A 16614-nucleotide genomic window follows, 5' to 3' on the forward strand; every position below is an offset into this window, starting at 1 on the left:
GATGCCGGCATCGGCATAAAGGACTAGAGAGATAGCGAGAAGTCACCATGGGGTCTGACCCGGCGGGTCCGACCCCGACTCGGGCTACTTGCCCTGGCGGTGCTCGACCGCGTACACGGCCGCCTGCACGCGGCTCGTGAGGTTGAGTTTTTTCAGCACGTTCTGCACGTGGATCTTGACCGTGCTTTCGGCCAGGTCGAGGGTGCGGGCGATGCCCTTGTTGCTCTCGCCGCGCGACAGGCAATCGATGATTTCCTTTTCGCGCGGGGTGAGCTTGTCGAGCTCCGACACGGGTTCCTCGCGCCGCGTGCCCGCCTGCAGCTGCGCCACCAGCTTGCCCGTCATCGCTTCGGCGATGACGACTTCGCCGGCCGCCGCGCGGCGGATGGCGCGCACCAGGTAGTCGGCGTCGATATTCTTGATCAAATAGCCACAGGCGCCCGCGCGCAGGGCCGTGGCCAGGTCTTCGGCGTCTTCCGACACGGTCAGCATGACGATGGCCGTATCGGGGCAGTCGTGCTGCATCAGCTGCAGCGCTTCCACGCCGGACATGCCGGCCATGTTCAGGTCCAGCAGCACCACGTCGGGCTGCAGCTGGATGGCGCGCTTGATGCCTTCCACGCCATCGGCCGCCTCGCCCACGACGGAAAAGTCCGTATGGCGCTGCAGCAGCGAGCGTATGCCGCTGCGGAACAGCGCGTGGTCGTCCACCAGCATGACGGTGATCGGTTTATCGGGAGTCTCCATTTTTTTATACTTTCAGATAGTGGCTTAGGCGGCGCGGCGCTGCTCGCGCGACAAATGCAGTTCGACGGTCGTGCCGCCGCCGGGGCAGGCATGCACGTCGAACGTGGCGTCGATGCGCTGCGCGCGCTCGCGCATGATATGGATGCCGACATGGCTGTCGCCCTTTTCCAGCACGGCGGCAGCGTCGAAGCCGACGCCGTTGTCGCTGATCGTCAGCGTAAAATCCTGGTGATCGGCGAGGCGCACCTCGACGTGGCTGGCCTGCGCGTGCTTGCGGATGTTCGACAGCGCTTCCTGCACGATGAATAATAACTGCAATTGCTGCTCGCGGGGGAATGGCGCGCCGTCGACGTCGGCCAGCAGCTCGGCGTCGATGCCCGTCTGGCGGCGGAATTTGTCCAGCGCCGCGCGCAGGGAGCCGATCAGGTCATCCTCCATCAGGCGGCTGCGGAAATTGGCCAGCAGTTCGCGCACGTCCTCGTAGCTTTCCTTCACGCCCGCGTGCAGGGCCGGCACGATGCCCGCCACCTCGTCGAAACGCGCATTGCGCACGGAGTCGTCGAGCATCTGCACCTGCAGGTTGAGGAAGTTGAGGCTTTGCGCGATGCTGTCGTGCAGGCCCTGCGCCACCAGATTGCGCTCTTCGGAAATGGCCATCTCGCGTTCGCGCGCGACCAGGCGCAGGTTTTCCAGCGCGATGCCCAGCAGCTGGCCCAGGGTTTCCAGCAAGGCCAGCTCGCGCGCGGAAAACACGCGCGCATGGCGGAAATGCAGGTTGAAAAAGCCCAGGTGCTGTTCGTGCGCGTGGATATGGAAAACCGAGACGGTGGCAAAGCCCTCGCGGTGGCAGCGCAGCTCGTGCGCCTTGTCGATGCGCCGCATGTCGTGCACCTTCGCCACCTTCATCTCGACGGCCGTGCCGCACAGGCAGTCGCCCACCTTCAGGCAATGCTCGGACGCCACCAGTTCTTCGGACAGGCCCGTATGCACCACCATGTGCAGGTTGCCCCGCTCGGCGTCGAGCACGCGCACGGTGGAGCCGTCGGCCTCGAAATAATCGACGATGCGCTGCATGAAACCGCCGCAGATGTCTTCCAGCGGCTGCGGGCGCTGCAAAAAGGCGGCGCTTTCATACAGCAGCGCCAGCTCCCGGTTGCGGTATTCGAGCGTGGCCGTCTTGCTGCGCACGCCCTCTTCCAGGTTGCCGTACAGCGCCTGCAGGCGGTCGGCCATCTGGTTGAAGCCGCTGGCCAGCTGGCCGAATTCGTCATTGCTCTCGACGGCCAGGCGCACGCTGAAGTCGCGCTCCTTCATGCGCTGCATGCCCAGGCGCAGCCGCGTCACCGGTTCGATGATGAGCATGAACATCAGGTAAATCATGCTGACCGTGCCGATGACGGCCATGCCGACGAGGATCAGCTGCGAGGCGCGCAGCCAGAAGGTGCGCTGTTCGCTGTCGTGCTCGATCAGGCGCACCAGCTGGTCCACCTGTCCCACGAAGGTGTCGGCGTCATGCTCGAACTGGCGCGCGCGCACAATGGAATCGGCGGCCAGGGCGGCCGGACGCAAGGCACTGCGCCAGGCGACGCCGATGCGTTCGAATTCGGACTTGATAGCCGTGCTGGGGGGCAGGAACAGGGGACGCTGCGGGTCGCCGTGGCCGATCTTGGCCAGGGTCTCGTCGATCAGCAGCACTTGCTGGCGCGCCTGCTCGCGGGCGTCGCTGGCAAGCAGCAGGGTCAGGCGGTAGGTCTGCATGCGCAGCCGGCCCGTCTCGTTGATGGCGGCCGAACTGCCTTCGAGCTGCCACGACAAAAACAGGGTGCAGCCGATGGCACTCAAGGCCAGCACCAGCATGAGCAGCAGCGCGCCGACGATCTTGGTCGACAGCTTCTGCCAGGAGGAAAACATCGCCTTGAATTTCATACTACCCCTAATGAATGCCTGTTTGTGGCCCCTATGCAGTCAAGTCAGCGACATCACTCCACCCACAGGCAAAGATCCGGGGTCAGACCCGGCGGGTCTGACCCCAGCAGTGACACCTCCACTCAGCCGCCCGTCTGCGCCATGAACCTGATAATTTTATCGGGCTGCGTATTGAAATCATGCTGCTGCGGCTTCAGTTCGATGGCGGCGCGGATCGCCGCCTCGATCTGCGCATCCGTGGCCCCGCCGCGCAGCATGGGGCCAAACGCGAATTTCTCTTCCTGTCCCAGGCACAGGTACAGGGTACCATCGACGGACAGGCGCACCCGGTTGCAGGTGGCGCAAAAATGCTGCGACATGGGCGTAATGAAGCCGATGCTCGAGCGTCCGTCGGGGGTCGCCATGTAGCGCGCTGGCCCTCCCCCCAGTTCCATCGCCTGCGGCACCAGGCCGAAGCGGGCCGCCAGGCGTTCGCGAACGGGACCCAGCGGCATGTAGCTGGCATTGCGGCCCGTACTGCCCATCGGCATGGCTTCGATCAGGCGCAGGATGAACTGCTGCTCGATGCAAAAGGCCGCCATGGCCTCGATCTGGCCGTCATTGACGCCGCGCATGGCCACCATATTGATCTTGATCGGGTCGAAACCGGCCGCCTTGCCCGCCATCAGGCCATCCAGAATGGGCTGAAGGCTGTCGCGTCCCGTGATCTGCTGCATGCAGGCGCGGTCGAGCGAATCGAGGCTGACGTTGATGCGGTCCACGCCGGCCGCGCGCAAGGCCACGGCATGCTTGCCCAGTTGGGTGGCGTTGGTCGACAGCGACAGGTCGTCCAGACCGGGCAGCGCGGACAGCCTTTGCGCCAGCTGCGGCAGGTTACGCCGCAACAGCGGCTCGCCGCCCGTCAGCCGCACGCGGCGCGTGCCGAGGCGCACGAAAATGCCCAGCAGGCGCTCGATTTCGTCGAACGTCAGCCAGTCCTTCGGCTCCTCGAAGCCGCGAAATCCCTTGGGCATGCAATAACCGCAGCGCAAATCGCAGCGGTCGGTGACGGACAGCCGTACATAATCGATCGAACGGCCGAAACGGTCCTGCAACTTGACGCTACCCATGACGCTACTCCTGATTCTTCCGTGATTGTAAAGGCTGGGGCACAATCTGGCTGTGCCCCAGAAGGCCTAGCGGCCTACGCCTTTTTAGCTACGCATTTCTACTTACTGAACCAGCGGGCTGGCTGTGCCTTCGAGCTCGATACCGGCGATGTCCGCGCGCCCCACGAGCAGGTGCAGGTACTGGTGCACGGCGCGCTGCCACGCCGCCCGCGCCAGGCGGTCGGCGATCTGCGCCTGCACCGCTTCGTACGGGATGGCCTGGCCTTCGACCCGGCGCAGCACCTGCACGATGTGGTAGCCGAAGCGCGTTTCCAGCAAATGGCCGGCCAGCGCGCCTGCCTCCAGGCGGAACACGAGGGCGTCGAATTCCGGCACGCTCTGGCCCGGCGACAGCTGGCCCAGGCTTCCGCCCAGCGCGCCGGACGGACAGTTCGAATACTGCGCCGCCAGTTCGGCGAAGCGCTCGGGCGCCAGTTTCAGGGCATCGAGCACGGCTTGCGCCGTCGTGCGCAGCAGCTCCAAAGGCGCCTCCGGCGTCACCTGAAACAGGATGTGGCGCGCCTCGACCAGCGCGCCGCTGCGAAACAGCTGCGGGCGCTGCGCATAAAAGGTGCGGCAAGCCGCATCGTCGGCGGGCGGCACGCGCACTTCCTGCGCAAACAGCGCCTCGATGCGGTCATCAATACTGCCGCCCTGCACGCCGAGGCGTTCGGCCTCGGCCAGCAGCATCCGGCGCAGCACCAGTTCATGCACGGCCTGTTTCAGCGGATTGCCGGCACCGTCGTGATGCGGCAATTCCTGCGCGATGTCGGCATCGTCGATATCGATGCCATTGACGGAGATTCCCATGATGTGATTCCTTTCTTAACGGCGGCGCACCAGTTGATAGGCGCGTCCCAGGTAACCGATGGCGCCAAAGCCGCTCCATACGTGCACCAGACGGGTGAACGGGAAGATGACGAACAGCGACATGCCCATGAACAGGTGCAGCTTGAACACCAGCGGCGCATCGACGATGAAGCTGGCGGCGTCGCCGCGGAAGGTGACGATGTGCTGCGCCCAGTTCATCAGCAAGACCATCATGTGGCCATCCATGTGCGACGCCGAGACGAAGATAGACGACAGGCCCAGGAGCAAGGTCAGCAGTATCCACACCATCACCAGCTTGTCGCCGGCCGTGGTGACGGCGCGCAGCCGGTCGTTACTGAAGCGGCGCACCAGCAGGATCAGGATGCCGGCCAGGCACAGGCCGCCCATCACGCCGCCGGCCGCCATGGCCACGCCCTGCTTCAGGCTATGCGACACGCCCAAGGTATCCCACACCCAGACTGGGGTCAGCAAGCCGGCCGCATGGCCGAACAGCAGGCCGATGATGCCGATGTGGAACAGGATATTGCCCAAACGCAGGCTGCCGCGGTGCAGCAGCTGGCTGGAATCGGACTTCCACGTGTATTGCTCGCGGTCGAAACGGATCAGGCTGCCGAGAAAAAAGATGGCCAGCGCGATGTATGGATAAATGCCATACACAAATTGATGCAAATAATTACTCATGATGTACTCTCCTCATGCGGGCGCGCTTCAAGCGGCGCGGCGCGGCTGCGGGTGAAAATGCACGGGATGGACGCCGCCCGGGGCTTGACGCAGCAAGGGCTCGACGCCATCCGCACCGGGACCGAAGGTTTCCAGCGCTTCATCCATGTCGCGCACCGGCGGTTCGGCCAGCATTTCGGCCGCCACGGGACTCAGGCGTTCGAGCACGGTGAAGACGGGCGCATACGGGCTGCCGTTGGCCGTCAGCTTGCGGCCGATGTGGGCCAGCACGTGGACGGCGTCGCCCAGCAGCGGCGCCGAGACTGCCTCGTCGAGCTGCGCCAAAAACTCCAGGAACAGGGGCACGAAGTCGGGCAAGTCGTCGCCCACCATTTGCAGGCCGTGGCGCTTGTATTCCTCCATCAGGTCGACCATGGCCTGGCCCCGGTCGCGCGATTCGCCGTGGATATGCTCGAACAGGTGCAGCGAGTGCGAGGGATTGCGGTCGAACGTGGCCACGTACTGCTGCTGCAGGTCGATCAGGCTGCTGCTTTCCAGGTGCGCCAGCAAGGGCCGCAACAGCGCCTGCTGCTCCGGCACGGCCGCCAGCGCGGCCTCCAGTTGCGGCAGGTGCGCGATCAGCTCGGGCTCGGGATACAGCAGCAGGCGCGAGAGGACTTGATAGTGATGCATAGCGTTGTTCATATCGGTTCCTTAGGCGCCAGGCGCCGTTTTGCGCGACTTCGGCATCTGCATGAAGATGGCCGAACCGTGTTTTTTCTTGCCGAACAAGGTCGGTTCGCTGCTGCCGTCCGAGCAGCCGTTGCCGAAACTGAAGCCGCACGAACCCTTCTCGTTGAAGCTGTCCTCGGCCATTTCCTTGTGGCTGCTGGGGATAACGAAGCGGTCTTCGTAATTGGCGATGGCCATGATGTGGTACATGTCCTCCACCTGCGCCTGGGTCAATCCCACTTGCTTGAGCACCGTGAGGTTCTCCACCTTCTCGACCGTCTTGCTGCGCATGTAGGCACGCATGGCCAGCATGCGGTCCAGCGCCGTGACGATGGGCGGCTGGTCGCCGGCCGTCAGCAAATTGGCCAGGTACTGCACGGGAATGCGCAGGCTTTGGGTGTCGGGCAGCATGCCGTTGACGCCCAGCTTGCCCGATTCGGCGGCCGCCTGGATCGGCGACAGCGGCGGCACGTACCACACCATCGGCAAGGTGCGGTATTCGGGATGCAGCGGGAACGCCACTTTCCACTCGACGGCCATCTTGTAGACGGGCGACTTGGCGGCAGCATCGAGCCAAAGGTCCGGGATGCCCTGGCGGCGCGCCTCGGCGATGATGGCCGGGTCGTGCGGATCGAGGAACAGGCCCAATTGCGCCTGATACAGGTCCTGCTCCTGCGGCACGGAGGCGGCAGCCTCGATCTTGTCGGCGTCGTACAGCAGCACGCCCAGGTAGCGGATGCGGCCCACGCACGTTTCCGAGCACACGGTAGGCTGGCCGGCCTCGATGCGGGGGAAGCAGAACGTGCACTTCTCCGCCTTGCCGGACGACCAATTGTAGTAAATCTTCTTGTACGGGCAACCGGAGATGCACATGCGCCAGCCGCGGCACTTGTCCTGGTCGATCAGCACGATGCCGTCGTCTTCGCGCTTGTACACGGAGCCGGACGGGCAAGACGCCACGCACGTCGGGTTGAGGCAATGCTCGCACAGACGCGGCAGATACATCATGAAGGTGTTTTCGAACGTGCCGTACATCTCCTTCTGCATGTTGTCGAACAGCTTGTCCTTGCTGCGCTGGGCAAACTCGCCGCCCAGGTCATCTTCCCAGTTCGGGCCCCACTCGATTTTCTCCATCTTTTTCCCCGTCAGCACGGAGATCGGACGGGCCGTCGGCGGCGTCTGCGACAGCGGCGCGCTTTGCAGGTGCTCGTAGTCGTAGGTGAACGGCTCGTAGTACTCGTCGATGGCGGGCAGGTTCGGATTGGCGAAGATATTGGCCAGGATCTTCAGACGGCTGCCCTGGCGCGGCTCGATCTTGCCAGAGTCCGTGCGGCGCCAGCCGCCATTCCACTTGTCCTGGTTTTCCCACTGCTTCGGATAGCCGATGCCGGGTTTGGTTTCCACGTTGTTGAACCATGCGTACTCGACGCCGTCGCGGCTGGTCCACACGTTCTTGCAGGTGACGGAACAGGTGTGGCAGCCGATGCACTTGTCCAGGTTCAGCACCATGCCGATTTGCGCTCTGATTTTCATACTATGCTCCTTCTTCCTGCAACGGGCCTTCGAGCCAGTCGACCTTGTTCATCTTGCGCACCAATACGAATTCATCGCGGTTGGAGCCCACCGTGCCGTAGTAATTGAAGCCGTACGCCAGCTGGGCGTAGCCGCCGATCATGTGCGTCGGCTTGGGCACGGCGCGCGTGACCGAGTTATGGATGCCGCCCCGCTTGCCCGTCATCTCCGCGCCAGGCACGTTGATGATCTTTTCCTGGGCGTGGTACATCATCGTCATGCCGGCCGGGATGCGCTGGCTGACGATGGCGCGCGCCGTCAGGCTGCCGTTCACGTTGAAGACCTCGATCCAGTCGTTGTCGACGATGCCGGCAGCTTGCGCGTCGGTCTCCGACAGCCACACGTGCGGTCCGCCGCGCGACAGGGTCAGCATGCGCAGGTTGTCCGAATACGTGGAGTGGATGCCCCACTTCTGGTGCGGCGTCAAAAAGTTCAGCGCCAGTTCCTTGTTGCCGTTCGGCTTGGTGCCCAGCAGCGCTTCCGTCGTCTTCGTGTTGATGGCCGGCTTGTACACGCACAGCCCCTCGCCGAAGTCGCGCATCCACAGGTGATCCTGGTAGAACTGCTGGCGGCCCGTCAGGGTGCGCCATGGGATCAGTTCATGCACGTTGGTATAGCCGGCCGTGTAGCTGACTTCCTCGCTTTCCAGGCCCGACCAGGTGGGCGAGGAAATGATCTTGCGCGGCTGCGCCTGCACGTCGCGGAAGCGGATGCTGTCATGCTCGCGCGGCAGCGCCAGATGCGTGTGCTCGCGTCCCGTGATGGCGGACAGCGCGGCCCAGGCCTTGACGGCCACGTGGCCATTCGTTTCCGGCGCCAGCGACAGAATCATCTCGGCCGCATCGATGGCCGTATCGAGGCGCGGCTGGCCCTTCGACACGCCTTCATCGAGCACCGTGCGATTGATGCCGCGCAGGACCTCGACTTCATGGCCCGTTTTCCAGGAAATGCCCTTGCCGCCATTGCCGATGGTTTCCAGCAGCGGTCCGATCGAGGTGAACTTCTTGTAGACGTCGCGGTAATTGCGCTCGACCACCGTCATGTTCGGCATGGTCTTGCCGGGAATCGCATCGCATTCGCCGGCGCGCCAATCCTTGGGATCGAAGGGCTGGCCCAGTTCGCCCGGCGTATCGTGCATCAGCGGGGTGAGGATGATGTCTTGCTGGGTGCCCAGCAGCTCGCCGCCGATTTCCGAGAATTTCTCTGCCAGCCCCTTGTAGATTTCCCAGTCCGACTTCGATTGCCACAGCGGCTGCACGGCTTCGGACAGCGGATGGATGAACGGATGCATGTCCGACGTATTCAGATCGTCCTTTTCATACCAGGTGGCCGTCGGCAGCACCACGTCGCCATACAGGCAGGTGGTCGACATGCGGAAATCCAGCACCACCAGCAGATCGAGCTTGCCTTCGGCGGCCGGGCGCACTTTCACCTGTTTCGGCGTGATGCAGTCGTCTTCGTCGCTGAGCAAACCGTTCTGCGTGCCGAGCAGGTATTTCAGGAAGTACTCGTGGCCCTTGCCCGAGCTGCCCAGGATGTTCGAGCGCCAGACAAACATATTGCGCGGGAAGTTGGCCGGATTGTCCGGATCGTCGCACGAGAACTGCAGCTGGCCCGCCTTGATCTGGTCGAGCGCATACGCGGCCGGCGCCTGCCCTGCCGCCTTGGCGGCCTTGGCCACCTCCAGCGGATTGGTCTGCAGCTGCGGCGCCGATGGCAGCCAGCCCATGCGCTCGGCCTTGGCGTTGTAATCGAGCAGGGTCAGGTCTCCCGTGCCGCCGGCCGCCGATGGCGAGGCGATGTCGCCCGTTTCCAGCTTTTCGTGGCGCCACTGGCTCGTGTGGGCATAGAAGAACGAGGTGCCGTTCATCTGGCGCATCGGGCGTACCCAGTCCTGGGCGAAGGCCAAAGGCGTCCAGCCCGTTTGCGGACGCAGTTTCTCCTGGCCCACGTAATGGGCCCAGCCGCCGCCCGACTGGCCGATACAGCCGCACATCATCAGCATATTGATGATGCCGCGGTACGTCATGTCCATGTGGTACCAGTGATTCAGGCCGGCGCCCACGATGACCATGCTCTTGCCGCGCGTCTGATCCGCGTTTTCCGCGAACTGGCGCGCCACGGTGATGACGTCGGCGCGTTTCACGCCCGTGTGCTTCTCTTGCCACGCGGGGGTGTACGGCACGTCGTCGTCATAGCTCTCGGCCACGTTCTCGCCGCCCAGGCCACGGTCGATGCCGTAGTTGGCCAGGGTCAGGTCGAATACGGTGGTGACGAGGCCCGTCGTGCCGTCGGCCAGGCGGATGGTTTTCACCGGCACCTTGCGCAGCAGCATGTCGGACGCGTCCTTGCCGCCGAAGTAGGCAAAACCCACTTCCGTGACGGCGTCGCTGTCGTTGATCACAGAGAGCATCGGCACGATGGGCGCGCCGCTGCCGCCGGCCTTCTGTTCCAGGTTCCACTTGCCCGACTCGCCCCAGCGGAAGCCGATGGAGCCGGCCGGCGCGGTGATGGCGCCCGTGGTTTCGTCGATGACGAGGGTTTTCCATTCCGGATTGTTGGTTTCGTCGAGGTTGTTGTCCAGGTGCGAAGCGCGCAGGAAGTAATCGGGCACCAGGGTGCCGTTATGCTCCTTGAGCAGCACCAGCATGGGGAAGTCCGTGTACTGGCGCGCATAGTCGCGGAAGTAGGCGCTCTGGCCTTCCGAGTGGAACTCCTTGAGGATGACGTGGCCCATGGCCAGCGCCAGCGCGGCGTCCGTGCCCTGTTTCGGCGCCAGCCAGATGTCGCCGAACTTCACCATTTCACCATAGTCGGGCGAGATGGCCACGGTTTTCGTGCCCTTGTAGCGCACTTCCGTGTAGAAGTGGGCGTCGGGCGTGCGCGTCATCGGCACGTTCGAACCCCACACCATCAGATAGGTCGAGTTGTACCAGTCGGCCGATTCCGGCACGTCCGTCTGCTCGCCCCACACTTGCGGGCTGGCCGGCGGCAAGTCGCAGTACCAATCGTAAAAGCTCAGGGCCACGCCGCCGATCAGCGACAGGTAGCGCGTGCCGGAGGCATAGCTGACCATGGACATGGCGGGAATCGGCGAGAAGCCGACGATGCGGTCCGGGCCGTATTTCTTGATCGTCAGCGCGTTCGCGGCGGCGATGATTTCATTCGATTCTTCCCACGTGGCGCGCACGAAGCCGCCCAGGCCGCGGATGGATTTGTACTGCTGCGAGCGCACGGGGTCCTGGCTGATCCAGTCCCAGGCCGTGACGGGGTCCATGGTCTTGCGCGCTTCGCGCCACATTTCCATCAGGCGGCCGCGCACCATCGGGTATTTCACGCGCTGGGCCGAATACACGTACCAGGAATAGCTGGCGCCGCGCGGGCAGCCGCGCGGCTCGTGATTGGGCAGGTCGGGCCGCGTGCGCGGATAATCGGTTTGCTGGGTTTCCCAGGTGATCAGGCCATTCTTGACGTACACCTTCCAGCTGCACGAGCCGGTACAGTTCACGCCATGCGTGGAGCGCACGATCTTGTCGTGCTGCCAGCGCTGGCGGTAGGCGTTTTCCCAGGTGCGGTCTTCGTCGACCACGGTGCCATGGCCGTTGGAAAACGGCTCGGCGGGCTTGCTAAAAAATTTAAGACGGTCCAGAAAGTGACTCATGCTACCTCCACATTGCGCCGCCGGAGCGGCGCCAGGTCATAAAAACGCTGCAAGCCGGATGGCCCACGCGTCGATACAAACAGTCTATCGACGCGCCGTGCCCGGCGGTATTGGCAAGAAGTCGGTTTCCGGCACCAGGAATGCATAGGCGCGTAGTCACCCGGATAGTCACTATTGCCTATGGGCGCCGCGACCGTGCTGCGGTATACCTGTCGTCATCGTTCAACACAGAGAAAGAGCACCATGTCGATTACTGATTACGCCAGCCTGCTGCACAGCGCCCGCAACCAGGAGCAGCCTCAACGCCTGCTGTTCACGTTTACCCAAGCACAGGCCCAGCCTGGCGGCCAGGGCAAGTCCCTCACGCCCGTGATGTGCGCCGACAAGCTGCCCGATGAACTGGGCAGCTTCGAGACGTTGAAGGAGGAGTCGAAACAGATGCAGACGCACTGGGACGTGGTCTTCGTGGCGGGACTGGCGGGTCGCGAGGGCCAGCCGCCAGCCGCGCAGGAATGCGAAGCGCCCCTGCGCGCCATGGTGACGGCCATCGAGCAAGGCCGCATCGACAGCCTGCTGGCGTTTGACCGCAGCGGGGATTTATTGCGTTTTAGCTGAGGGAAGTTGTCGGATTACGGCCTGCGGCCTCGGCGGCCCCGCCCAATCCGACCTACCTTGCGTAATTGGCGGAAGAATGCCGCGACGTAGGTCGGATTAGCGTAGCGTAATCCGACACATTGTTGGCGGCACGTTTCGGATTACCTGGCCGCATCCGGCCAAGGGCGCTCATGCAGATGGCGCGCCCGCTCTATCGGACAGACGAGCGGCAAAAACTGCTGCTGGCGCGCCGAATAGGCCATCAGTGCCCCGCTGTCGATGTCGAAATACCAGCCATGCACTTTCAATACGCCCTGCTCCACCCGGCGCTTGAGCCACGGGTAGGTGAGCAGGTTGTCCAGCGACTGCAGGATGCTGGCCAGTTCGCACGCATGGTGCTGTTCCTCCGACGAGCGGTGCGCCAGGTCACGCCGCACGCGCTGCGCCACCGGTTCGGCGATGCGCATCCACTGTCCCACGAAGTCCGTTTCCTGCCCTTCCGCGCGCGGCTGCGGTTCCAGCAGCGCGCGGATGCCGCCGCAGCGTGCATGGCCCAGCACGATGACCCTGGCCACTTCCAGCTTGCAGACGGCGAATTCGATGGCCGAACTGACGCCGGGCGGCGCGTCTGGCGTGCACGGCGGCACCAGGTTGGCGATATTGCGCACGACGAACATGTCGCCCGGGTCGCTGCCCGTCAGCAGCATGGGATCGACCCGCGAATCGCAACAGCCGATCAGCAAGGTCGAGGGCCGCTGCCCGTCACGCAGGCTGTCGTACAAGGTTTGCGGCTCGCTGAAATACTGCTGCTGAAACAGGCTGAAGCCGTTGACGAATTTTTCCAGTTCTTCCATGACATACTCTCATTTCCTCAACGTCTGGCAAGAACGACTTGCCAGACATTCCAACTTTAGCAAGGCATCGGCGCATTCTTGCGCGCATAGCACCACCAGGTGATGGCGATGCAGCTGACATAAAAGCCGATGAAGCACCACAGGGCCGCGTCGGGGCTGCCCGTCAGCGCAATCGAGGTGCCATAGCTTTTCGGGATGAAGAAGGCGCCGTAGGCCGCCACGGCCGACGTGAAGCCCAGCACGGCAGCGCCTTCCTTGTTGGCGTCGACGATCGCCTGCTCCTGCGCCGCCTTGCCCTTGCCGGCCGCCGCGCGCTGGTGCTCCGTCAGGAAGATCACGGGAATCATGCGGAAGGTCGACGCATTGCCGATGCCCGTGCCGGCGAACAGCAGCATGAACATCCAGAAGAAGCCGCTGAAGCTTCCACCCACGCCGGCTTGCGGCATGAAGTACAGCACGCCCAGCACGGCGCCTATCATCAAGAGGAAGGACCACAGGGTGACGCGGGCGCCGCCCAGTTTGTCGGAAATCACGCCGCCGGCGACACGTGCCAGGGCACCGACCAACGGTCCCAGGAAGGCGTAATCGAGCGGGTTCACATCGGGGAACTGGATCTTGATCAGCAGCGGGAACGCGGCCGAGTAACCGATGAAGGAGCCGAAGGTGCCCGTGTACAGCCAGCACATGAGCCAGTTGTGCTTGCGCTTGAAGATCACGGCCTGTTCGGAAAACGAGGCCTTGGCCGACGCCAGGTCATTCATGCCGAACCAGGCCAGTAAAGTCGACAGCGCGATGAACGGCACCCAGATGAAGCCCGCGTTTTGCAGCCACATCTCCTTGCTCACGCCATTCTTGACCCAGGTGAGCGAATCGCCACCCCAGGCGCCGAAGACGGCGAACGTGATCACCAGCGGTACGACGAACTGCACCACCGACACGCCCAGGTTGCCCAGGCCCGCATTCATGCCCAGCGCGAAGCCCTTGCTGGCCTTCGGATAGAAAAAGCTGATGTTGGCCATCGACGAGGCGAAATTGCCGCCGCCGAAGCCGCACAGCAGCGCCAGGATCAGCATGGTCGGATAACCGGTGTTCACGTCCTGCACGGCCAGGCCGATGCCGATGGCGGGAATCAGCAGGGAACCCGTGGAAATGGCCGTCCAGCGCCGGCCGCCGAAGATTGGCACCATGAACGAGTAAAAGATGCGCAAGGTGGCGCCGGACAGGCCCGGCAAGGCCGTCAGCCAGAACAGCTGGTTGTTACTGTAGGTGAAACCGATGTTGGGCAGGTTGACCACCACCACGCTCCACACCATCCACACGGCAAACGCCAGCAGCAGCGCGGGAATCGAGATCCACAGATTGCGCGCGGCCGTGGCCTTGCCCGTGCTTTGCCAGAAGCTCGGGGTTTCCGGCTCCCAGGTATTGATCATATAGCGGCTCATGCTTTAACTCCTGCAGGTTGAGTAGTTGGTGCCGCACGCAGCGGCTTGAACGAGAAATGCATCCAGACGAGGGAAACGCAGACGGTGCCGTACAGGAGCATGAAGGAGCTCGAACGCACGCCCGTGAAGTCCACCAGGGCGCCGAACATCACGGGCAGGATGAAGCCGCCCAGGCCGCCGGCCAGACCCACCACGCCCGAGACGGCGCCGATGTTGTCGGAAAAATCATCGCCGATGAACTTGAAGACGGATGCCTTGCCGACGGCCATGGCGATGCCGACGATGAACAGCAGCACGGTGAACCACAGCGGCGACAGGCCGATATGGAAGGCCAGCGGCCCGGTGACGGTTTCCACGACCATCTGCGTTTGCGGATACGACAGCAGGAAGAAGCACACCCAGCACACCCACATCACGGCCCAGGTGACTTTCGCCGCACCGTATTTGTCGGAGATCCAGCCGCCCACCGCGCGCAGCACGCCGCCCGGCAGCGAGAAGCAGGCGGCCAGCAGCGCCGCGTGCTTCAGATCAAAACCGTATTCGGCCACGTAGTACTTCGTCATCCACAGGGCCAGCGCCACGTAGCCGCCGAACACCACCGAGTAGTACTGGCAGTAGCGCCACACGCGCGGGTCCTTCAGCACCTTCATCTGCGCGGAAAAGCTTTCGCCCGATGGCGCCAGGTGCGATTTGTCCGTGTACGAAAACAGCCAGAAGATGATGGCCGTGGCCAGCATGGCCACCGCATACACCTTGGGCAGCATCTGCCAGCCGAAGGCGGCGACGATGCCCGGCGCGACGAACTTGGTCAGCGCGGAACCGGAGTTGCCGGCGCCGAAAATGCCCATCGCCAGGCCGCGGCGCTCTTTTTCGTACCAGCGCGCCACGTACGGCGTGCCGACGGAAAACGAACCGCCCGCCAGGCCCACGAACATGCCCAGCACGAGGAAATGCCAGTAGGCGGTGGCGTAGGAAATCAGGTAGATCGGCACCACGCTGGCCAGCATCAGCAGGAAGAAGACGCGGCGTCCGCCGTATTTGTCTGTCCAGATGCCCAGCGGCACGCGCACGAGGGAGCCCGTCAGCACGGGCATGGCGGCCAGCAGGCCGAATTGCGTTTCAGTCAAGCCCAGGCTGGTCTTGATGGGGATGCCCAGTACGGCAAACATCATCCAGACTGCAAAGCAGATGGTAAATGCGAAGGTACTGCTGATTAATACGGACGCCTGCTTGCGCCGCATGCCCGGTTCGACTGCCTTGTTACTGCTGTTACTGTTCTTGTTAGTGCCATCTAGGGTAGCCACGATGTTTCTCCATGAATGCACTGGCCGTCTGGCCAGCCGTCCCGACCAGCTTACGTGGCAGCGGCGAAAGGCACTATCGGCCACAGGGTGATTCTGGGAAGGCAATCTGGATAGCCGCATCGGCAAAAGTGACTAGATGACGGGGTGCGCGCCTAGCCTGGATGGCGGGTGTTTTACAAACCGGCGCATTTTTGGCACACTCGGCGCCTGGAGAAAGGAGCGGCATGCAGAACAGGCACGAAACAGACGACATCATCACGCGCGTGGCCCAAGCTGGCGATGTGAAAGCCATGCTGGCCTGCGACGCCTATGCCCAGGCGCACCCGGAGCGTGGCGAGGCCGTGCGCGCCGCCGTCGGCAAGGGCCGCTGCCAGGTGGCCATCCGGGCGGCCCACGTGGCCGGCTATGTCCTCACGCACGACGACTTCTTCGGCCACGGTTTTGTCTCGCTGGTGGTGGTCGCGCCCGCGCACCAGCGCTGCGGCGTGGGATTGCGCCTGCTGGCGGCCGCCGCTACCACGTGCAAGACAGGGAAGCTATTCACCTCGACGAACCGGTCGAACGGCGCCGCGCAACGGCTGTTCGCCGGCGCGGGCTTCGTGCGCAGCGGCCGGATCGACCATCTCGATGAGGGCGATCCGGAGTTCGTGTACGTGAAATTCCTGCGTTAGCTGCATCTCGTCCCGACGGCGTATGGCGCAGGACGCCAAAGGCGGCTATGCTGGCGCCACCATCAATCAACGCCACCACATCACGCATGGATTATCTGAGCCTCAAACATTTCCACATGGGCTGCGCCGCCGCCAGCGGCGCGCTGTTCCTGTTGCGCGGCGCCTGGATGCTGCGCGCCTCGCCCGCCTTGCAGCAGCGCTGGGTGAAAATCCTGCCGCACCTGGTCGACACGGCACTGCTGGCCAGCGCGATCGCCCTGGCCGTGTGGAGCGGCCAGTCGCCGGGCAGCCAGCCCTGGCTGGCCGCCAAACTGTGCGCGCTGGTGGCCTACATCGCGCTGGGCACCATTGCGCTGAAACGGGGCAAGACGCCGGCCGTGCGCGGCGCCGCCTTCGCCCTCGCCGTGCTGGTCTTCGCCTACATCGTCGCCGTGGCCGTCACCAAGCAGGCCTGGCCGCTGTAGCACCAGGC

Annotated in this window: 14 protein-coding genes; 3 read left to right on the forward strand and 11 right to left on the reverse strand. The window is 63.8% G+C overall.

From position 1 onward, the window contains the following. Positions 1-84 precede the first annotated feature (84 nt). The 8 genes from AC1Q6X_RS03345 to AC1Q6X_RS03380 all read right to left on the reverse strand — a co-directional run bounded on the left by AC1Q6X_RS03345 (position 85) and on the right by AC1Q6X_RS03380 (position 11277). On the reverse strand, positions 85-747 hold the full coding sequence (locus AC1Q6X_RS03345; RefSeq protein WP_034781594.1) for a response regulator: 663 nt from the start codon (positions 745-747) through the stop codon (positions 85-87). 24 nt (positions 748-771) lie between these two features. After that, complete coding sequence (locus AC1Q6X_RS03350) at positions 772-2658, reverse strand: type IV pili methyl-accepting chemotaxis transducer N-terminal domain-containing protein (protein ID WP_492495097.1); 1887 nt, start codon at positions 2656-2658, stop codon at positions 772-774. A gap of 137 nt (positions 2659-2795) precedes the next feature. Beyond that, positions 2796-3782: a GTP 3',8-cyclase MoaA gene (gene moaA, locus AC1Q6X_RS03355; RefSeq protein ID WP_070313637.1), complete on the reverse strand. Its 987-nt coding sequence runs from the start codon at positions 3780-3782 to the stop codon at positions 2796-2798. Between the two features lie 102 nt (positions 3783-3884). Beyond that, positions 3885-4631: a peptidylprolyl isomerase gene (locus AC1Q6X_RS03360; RefSeq protein WP_492495100.1), complete on the reverse strand. Its 747-nt coding sequence runs from the start codon at positions 4629-4631 to the stop codon at positions 3885-3887. Between the two features lie 15 nt (positions 4632-4646). Then, positions 4647-5333 (reverse strand): respiratory nitrate reductase subunit gamma, encoded by a 687-nt coding sequence (gene narI / locus AC1Q6X_RS03365; RefSeq protein ID WP_072453802.1) that lies wholly within the window; start codon positions 5331-5333, stop codon positions 4647-4649. 27 nt (positions 5334-5360) lie between these two features. Then, positions 5361-6005: a nitrate reductase molybdenum cofactor assembly chaperone gene (narJ, locus tag AC1Q6X_RS03370; protein WP_083287560.1), complete on the reverse strand. Its 645-nt coding sequence runs from the start codon at positions 6003-6005 to the stop codon at positions 5361-5363. A gap of 21 nt (positions 6006-6026) precedes the next feature. Continuing rightward, on the reverse strand, positions 6027-7577 hold the full coding sequence (narH, locus tag AC1Q6X_RS03375; RefSeq protein ID WP_492495103.1) for a nitrate reductase subunit beta: 1551 nt from the start codon (positions 7575-7577) through the stop codon (positions 6027-6029). A gap of 1 nt (position 7578) precedes the next feature. Next, positions 7579-11277 (reverse strand): nitrate reductase subunit alpha, encoded by a 3699-nt coding sequence (locus AC1Q6X_RS03380; RefSeq protein WP_492495105.1) that lies wholly within the window; start codon positions 11275-11277, stop codon positions 7579-7581. A gap of 243 nt (positions 11278-11520) precedes the next feature. Here AC1Q6X_RS03380 and AC1Q6X_RS03385 point away from each other — a divergent pair, with 243 nt between their 5' ends. After that, on the forward strand, positions 11521-11892 hold the full coding sequence (locus tag AC1Q6X_RS03385; RefSeq protein ID WP_070223625.1) for a ribonucleotide reductase subunit alpha: 372 nt from the start codon (positions 11521-11523) through the stop codon (positions 11890-11892). Between the two features lie 140 nt (positions 11893-12032). On the opposite strand, the gene AC1Q6X_RS03390 is transcribed toward AC1Q6X_RS03385, so the two are convergent. The 3 genes from AC1Q6X_RS03390 to AC1Q6X_RS03400 are packed head-to-tail and all read right to left on the reverse strand — an operon-like array spanning position 12033 to position 15408. Next, positions 12033-12725, reverse strand: a complete 693-nt coding sequence (locus tag AC1Q6X_RS03390; RefSeq protein ID WP_492495107.1) for a carbonic anhydrase — start codon at positions 12723-12725, stop codon at positions 12033-12035. Between the two features lie 56 nt (positions 12726-12781). Further along, a complete protein-coding gene (locus AC1Q6X_RS03395; protein WP_230506046.1) occupies positions 12782-14167 on the reverse strand; it encodes a NarK family nitrate/nitrite MFS transporter in 1386 nt (461 codons plus the stop codon). Next, a complete protein-coding gene (locus AC1Q6X_RS03400) occupies positions 14164-15408 on the reverse strand; it encodes an MFS transporter (protein WP_492495396.1) in 1245 nt (414 codons plus the stop codon). Before AC1Q6X_RS03400 ends, AC1Q6X_RS03395 begins: the two co-directional genes overlap by 4 nt. Before the next feature lie 287 nt (positions 15409-15695). Between AC1Q6X_RS03400 and AC1Q6X_RS03405 the strand changes: the two genes are divergently transcribed. Both AC1Q6X_RS03405 and AC1Q6X_RS03410 read left to right on the forward strand, forming a co-directional pair. Next, entirely contained in the window at positions 15696-16142 is a 447-nt protein-coding gene (locus AC1Q6X_RS03405; protein WP_492495110.1) for a GNAT family N-acetyltransferase, read from the forward strand. 86 nt (positions 16143-16228) lie between these two features. Continuing rightward, complete coding sequence (locus tag AC1Q6X_RS03410; RefSeq protein WP_492495112.1) at positions 16229-16606, forward strand: SirB2 family protein; 378 nt, start codon at positions 16229-16231, stop codon at positions 16604-16606. Positions 16607-16614: the final 8 nt, after the last annotated feature.

Source organism: Janthinobacterium sp. GW823-FHT06H09 (assembly GCF_058794735.1).

Coding starts and splice junctions, on each gene's coding strand:
- AC1Q6X_RS03380 (WP_492495105.1), bottom strand. CDS start 11,277: ATGAGTCACTTTCTGGACCGTCTTAAATTTTTTAGCAAGCCCGCCGAG.
- AC1Q6X_RS03360 (WP_492495100.1), bottom strand. CDS start 4,631: ATGGGAATCTCCGTCAATGGCATCGATATCGACGATGCCGACATCGCG.
- AC1Q6X_RS03390 (WP_492495107.1), bottom strand. CDS start 12,725: ATGGAAGAACTGGAAAAATTCGTCAACGGCTTCAGCCTGTTTCAGCAG.
- AC1Q6X_RS03350 (WP_492495097.1), bottom strand. CDS start 2,658: ATGTTTTCCTCCTGGCAGAAGCTGTCGACCAAGATCGTCGGCGCGCTG.
- narJ (WP_083287560.1), bottom strand. CDS start 6,005: ATGCATCACTATCAAGTCCTCTCGCGCCTGCTGCTGTATCCCGAGCCC.
- narH (WP_492495103.1), bottom strand. CDS start 7,577: ATGAAAATCAGAGCGCAAATCGGCATGGTGCTGAACCTGGACAAGTGC.
- AC1Q6X_RS03405 (WP_492495110.1), top strand. CDS start 15,696: ATGCAGAACAGGCACGAAACAGACGACATCATCACGCGCGTGGCCCAA.
- AC1Q6X_RS03410 (WP_492495112.1), top strand. CDS start 16,229: ATGGATTATCTGAGCCTCAAACATTTCCACATGGGCTGCGCCGCCGCC.
- AC1Q6X_RS03395 (WP_230506046.1), bottom strand. CDS start 14,167: ATGAGCCGCTATATGATCAATACCTGGGAGCCGGAAACCCCGAGCTTC.
- AC1Q6X_RS03345 (WP_034781594.1), bottom strand. CDS start 747: ATGGAGACTCCCGATAAACCGATCACCGTCATGCTGGTGGACGACCAC.
- AC1Q6X_RS03385 (WP_070223625.1), top strand. CDS start 11,521: ATGTCGATTACTGATTACGCCAGCCTGCTGCACAGCGCCCGCAACCAG.
- AC1Q6X_RS03400 (WP_492495396.1), bottom strand. CDS start 15,408: ATGCGGCGCAAGCAGGCGTCCGTATTAATCAGCAGTACCTTCGCATTT.
- moaA (WP_070313637.1), bottom strand. CDS start 3,782: ATGGGTAGCGTCAAGTTGCAGGACCGTTTCGGCCGTTCGATCGATTAT.
- narI (WP_072453802.1), bottom strand. CDS start 5,333: ATGAGTAATTATTTGCATCAATTTGTGTATGGCATTTATCCATACATC.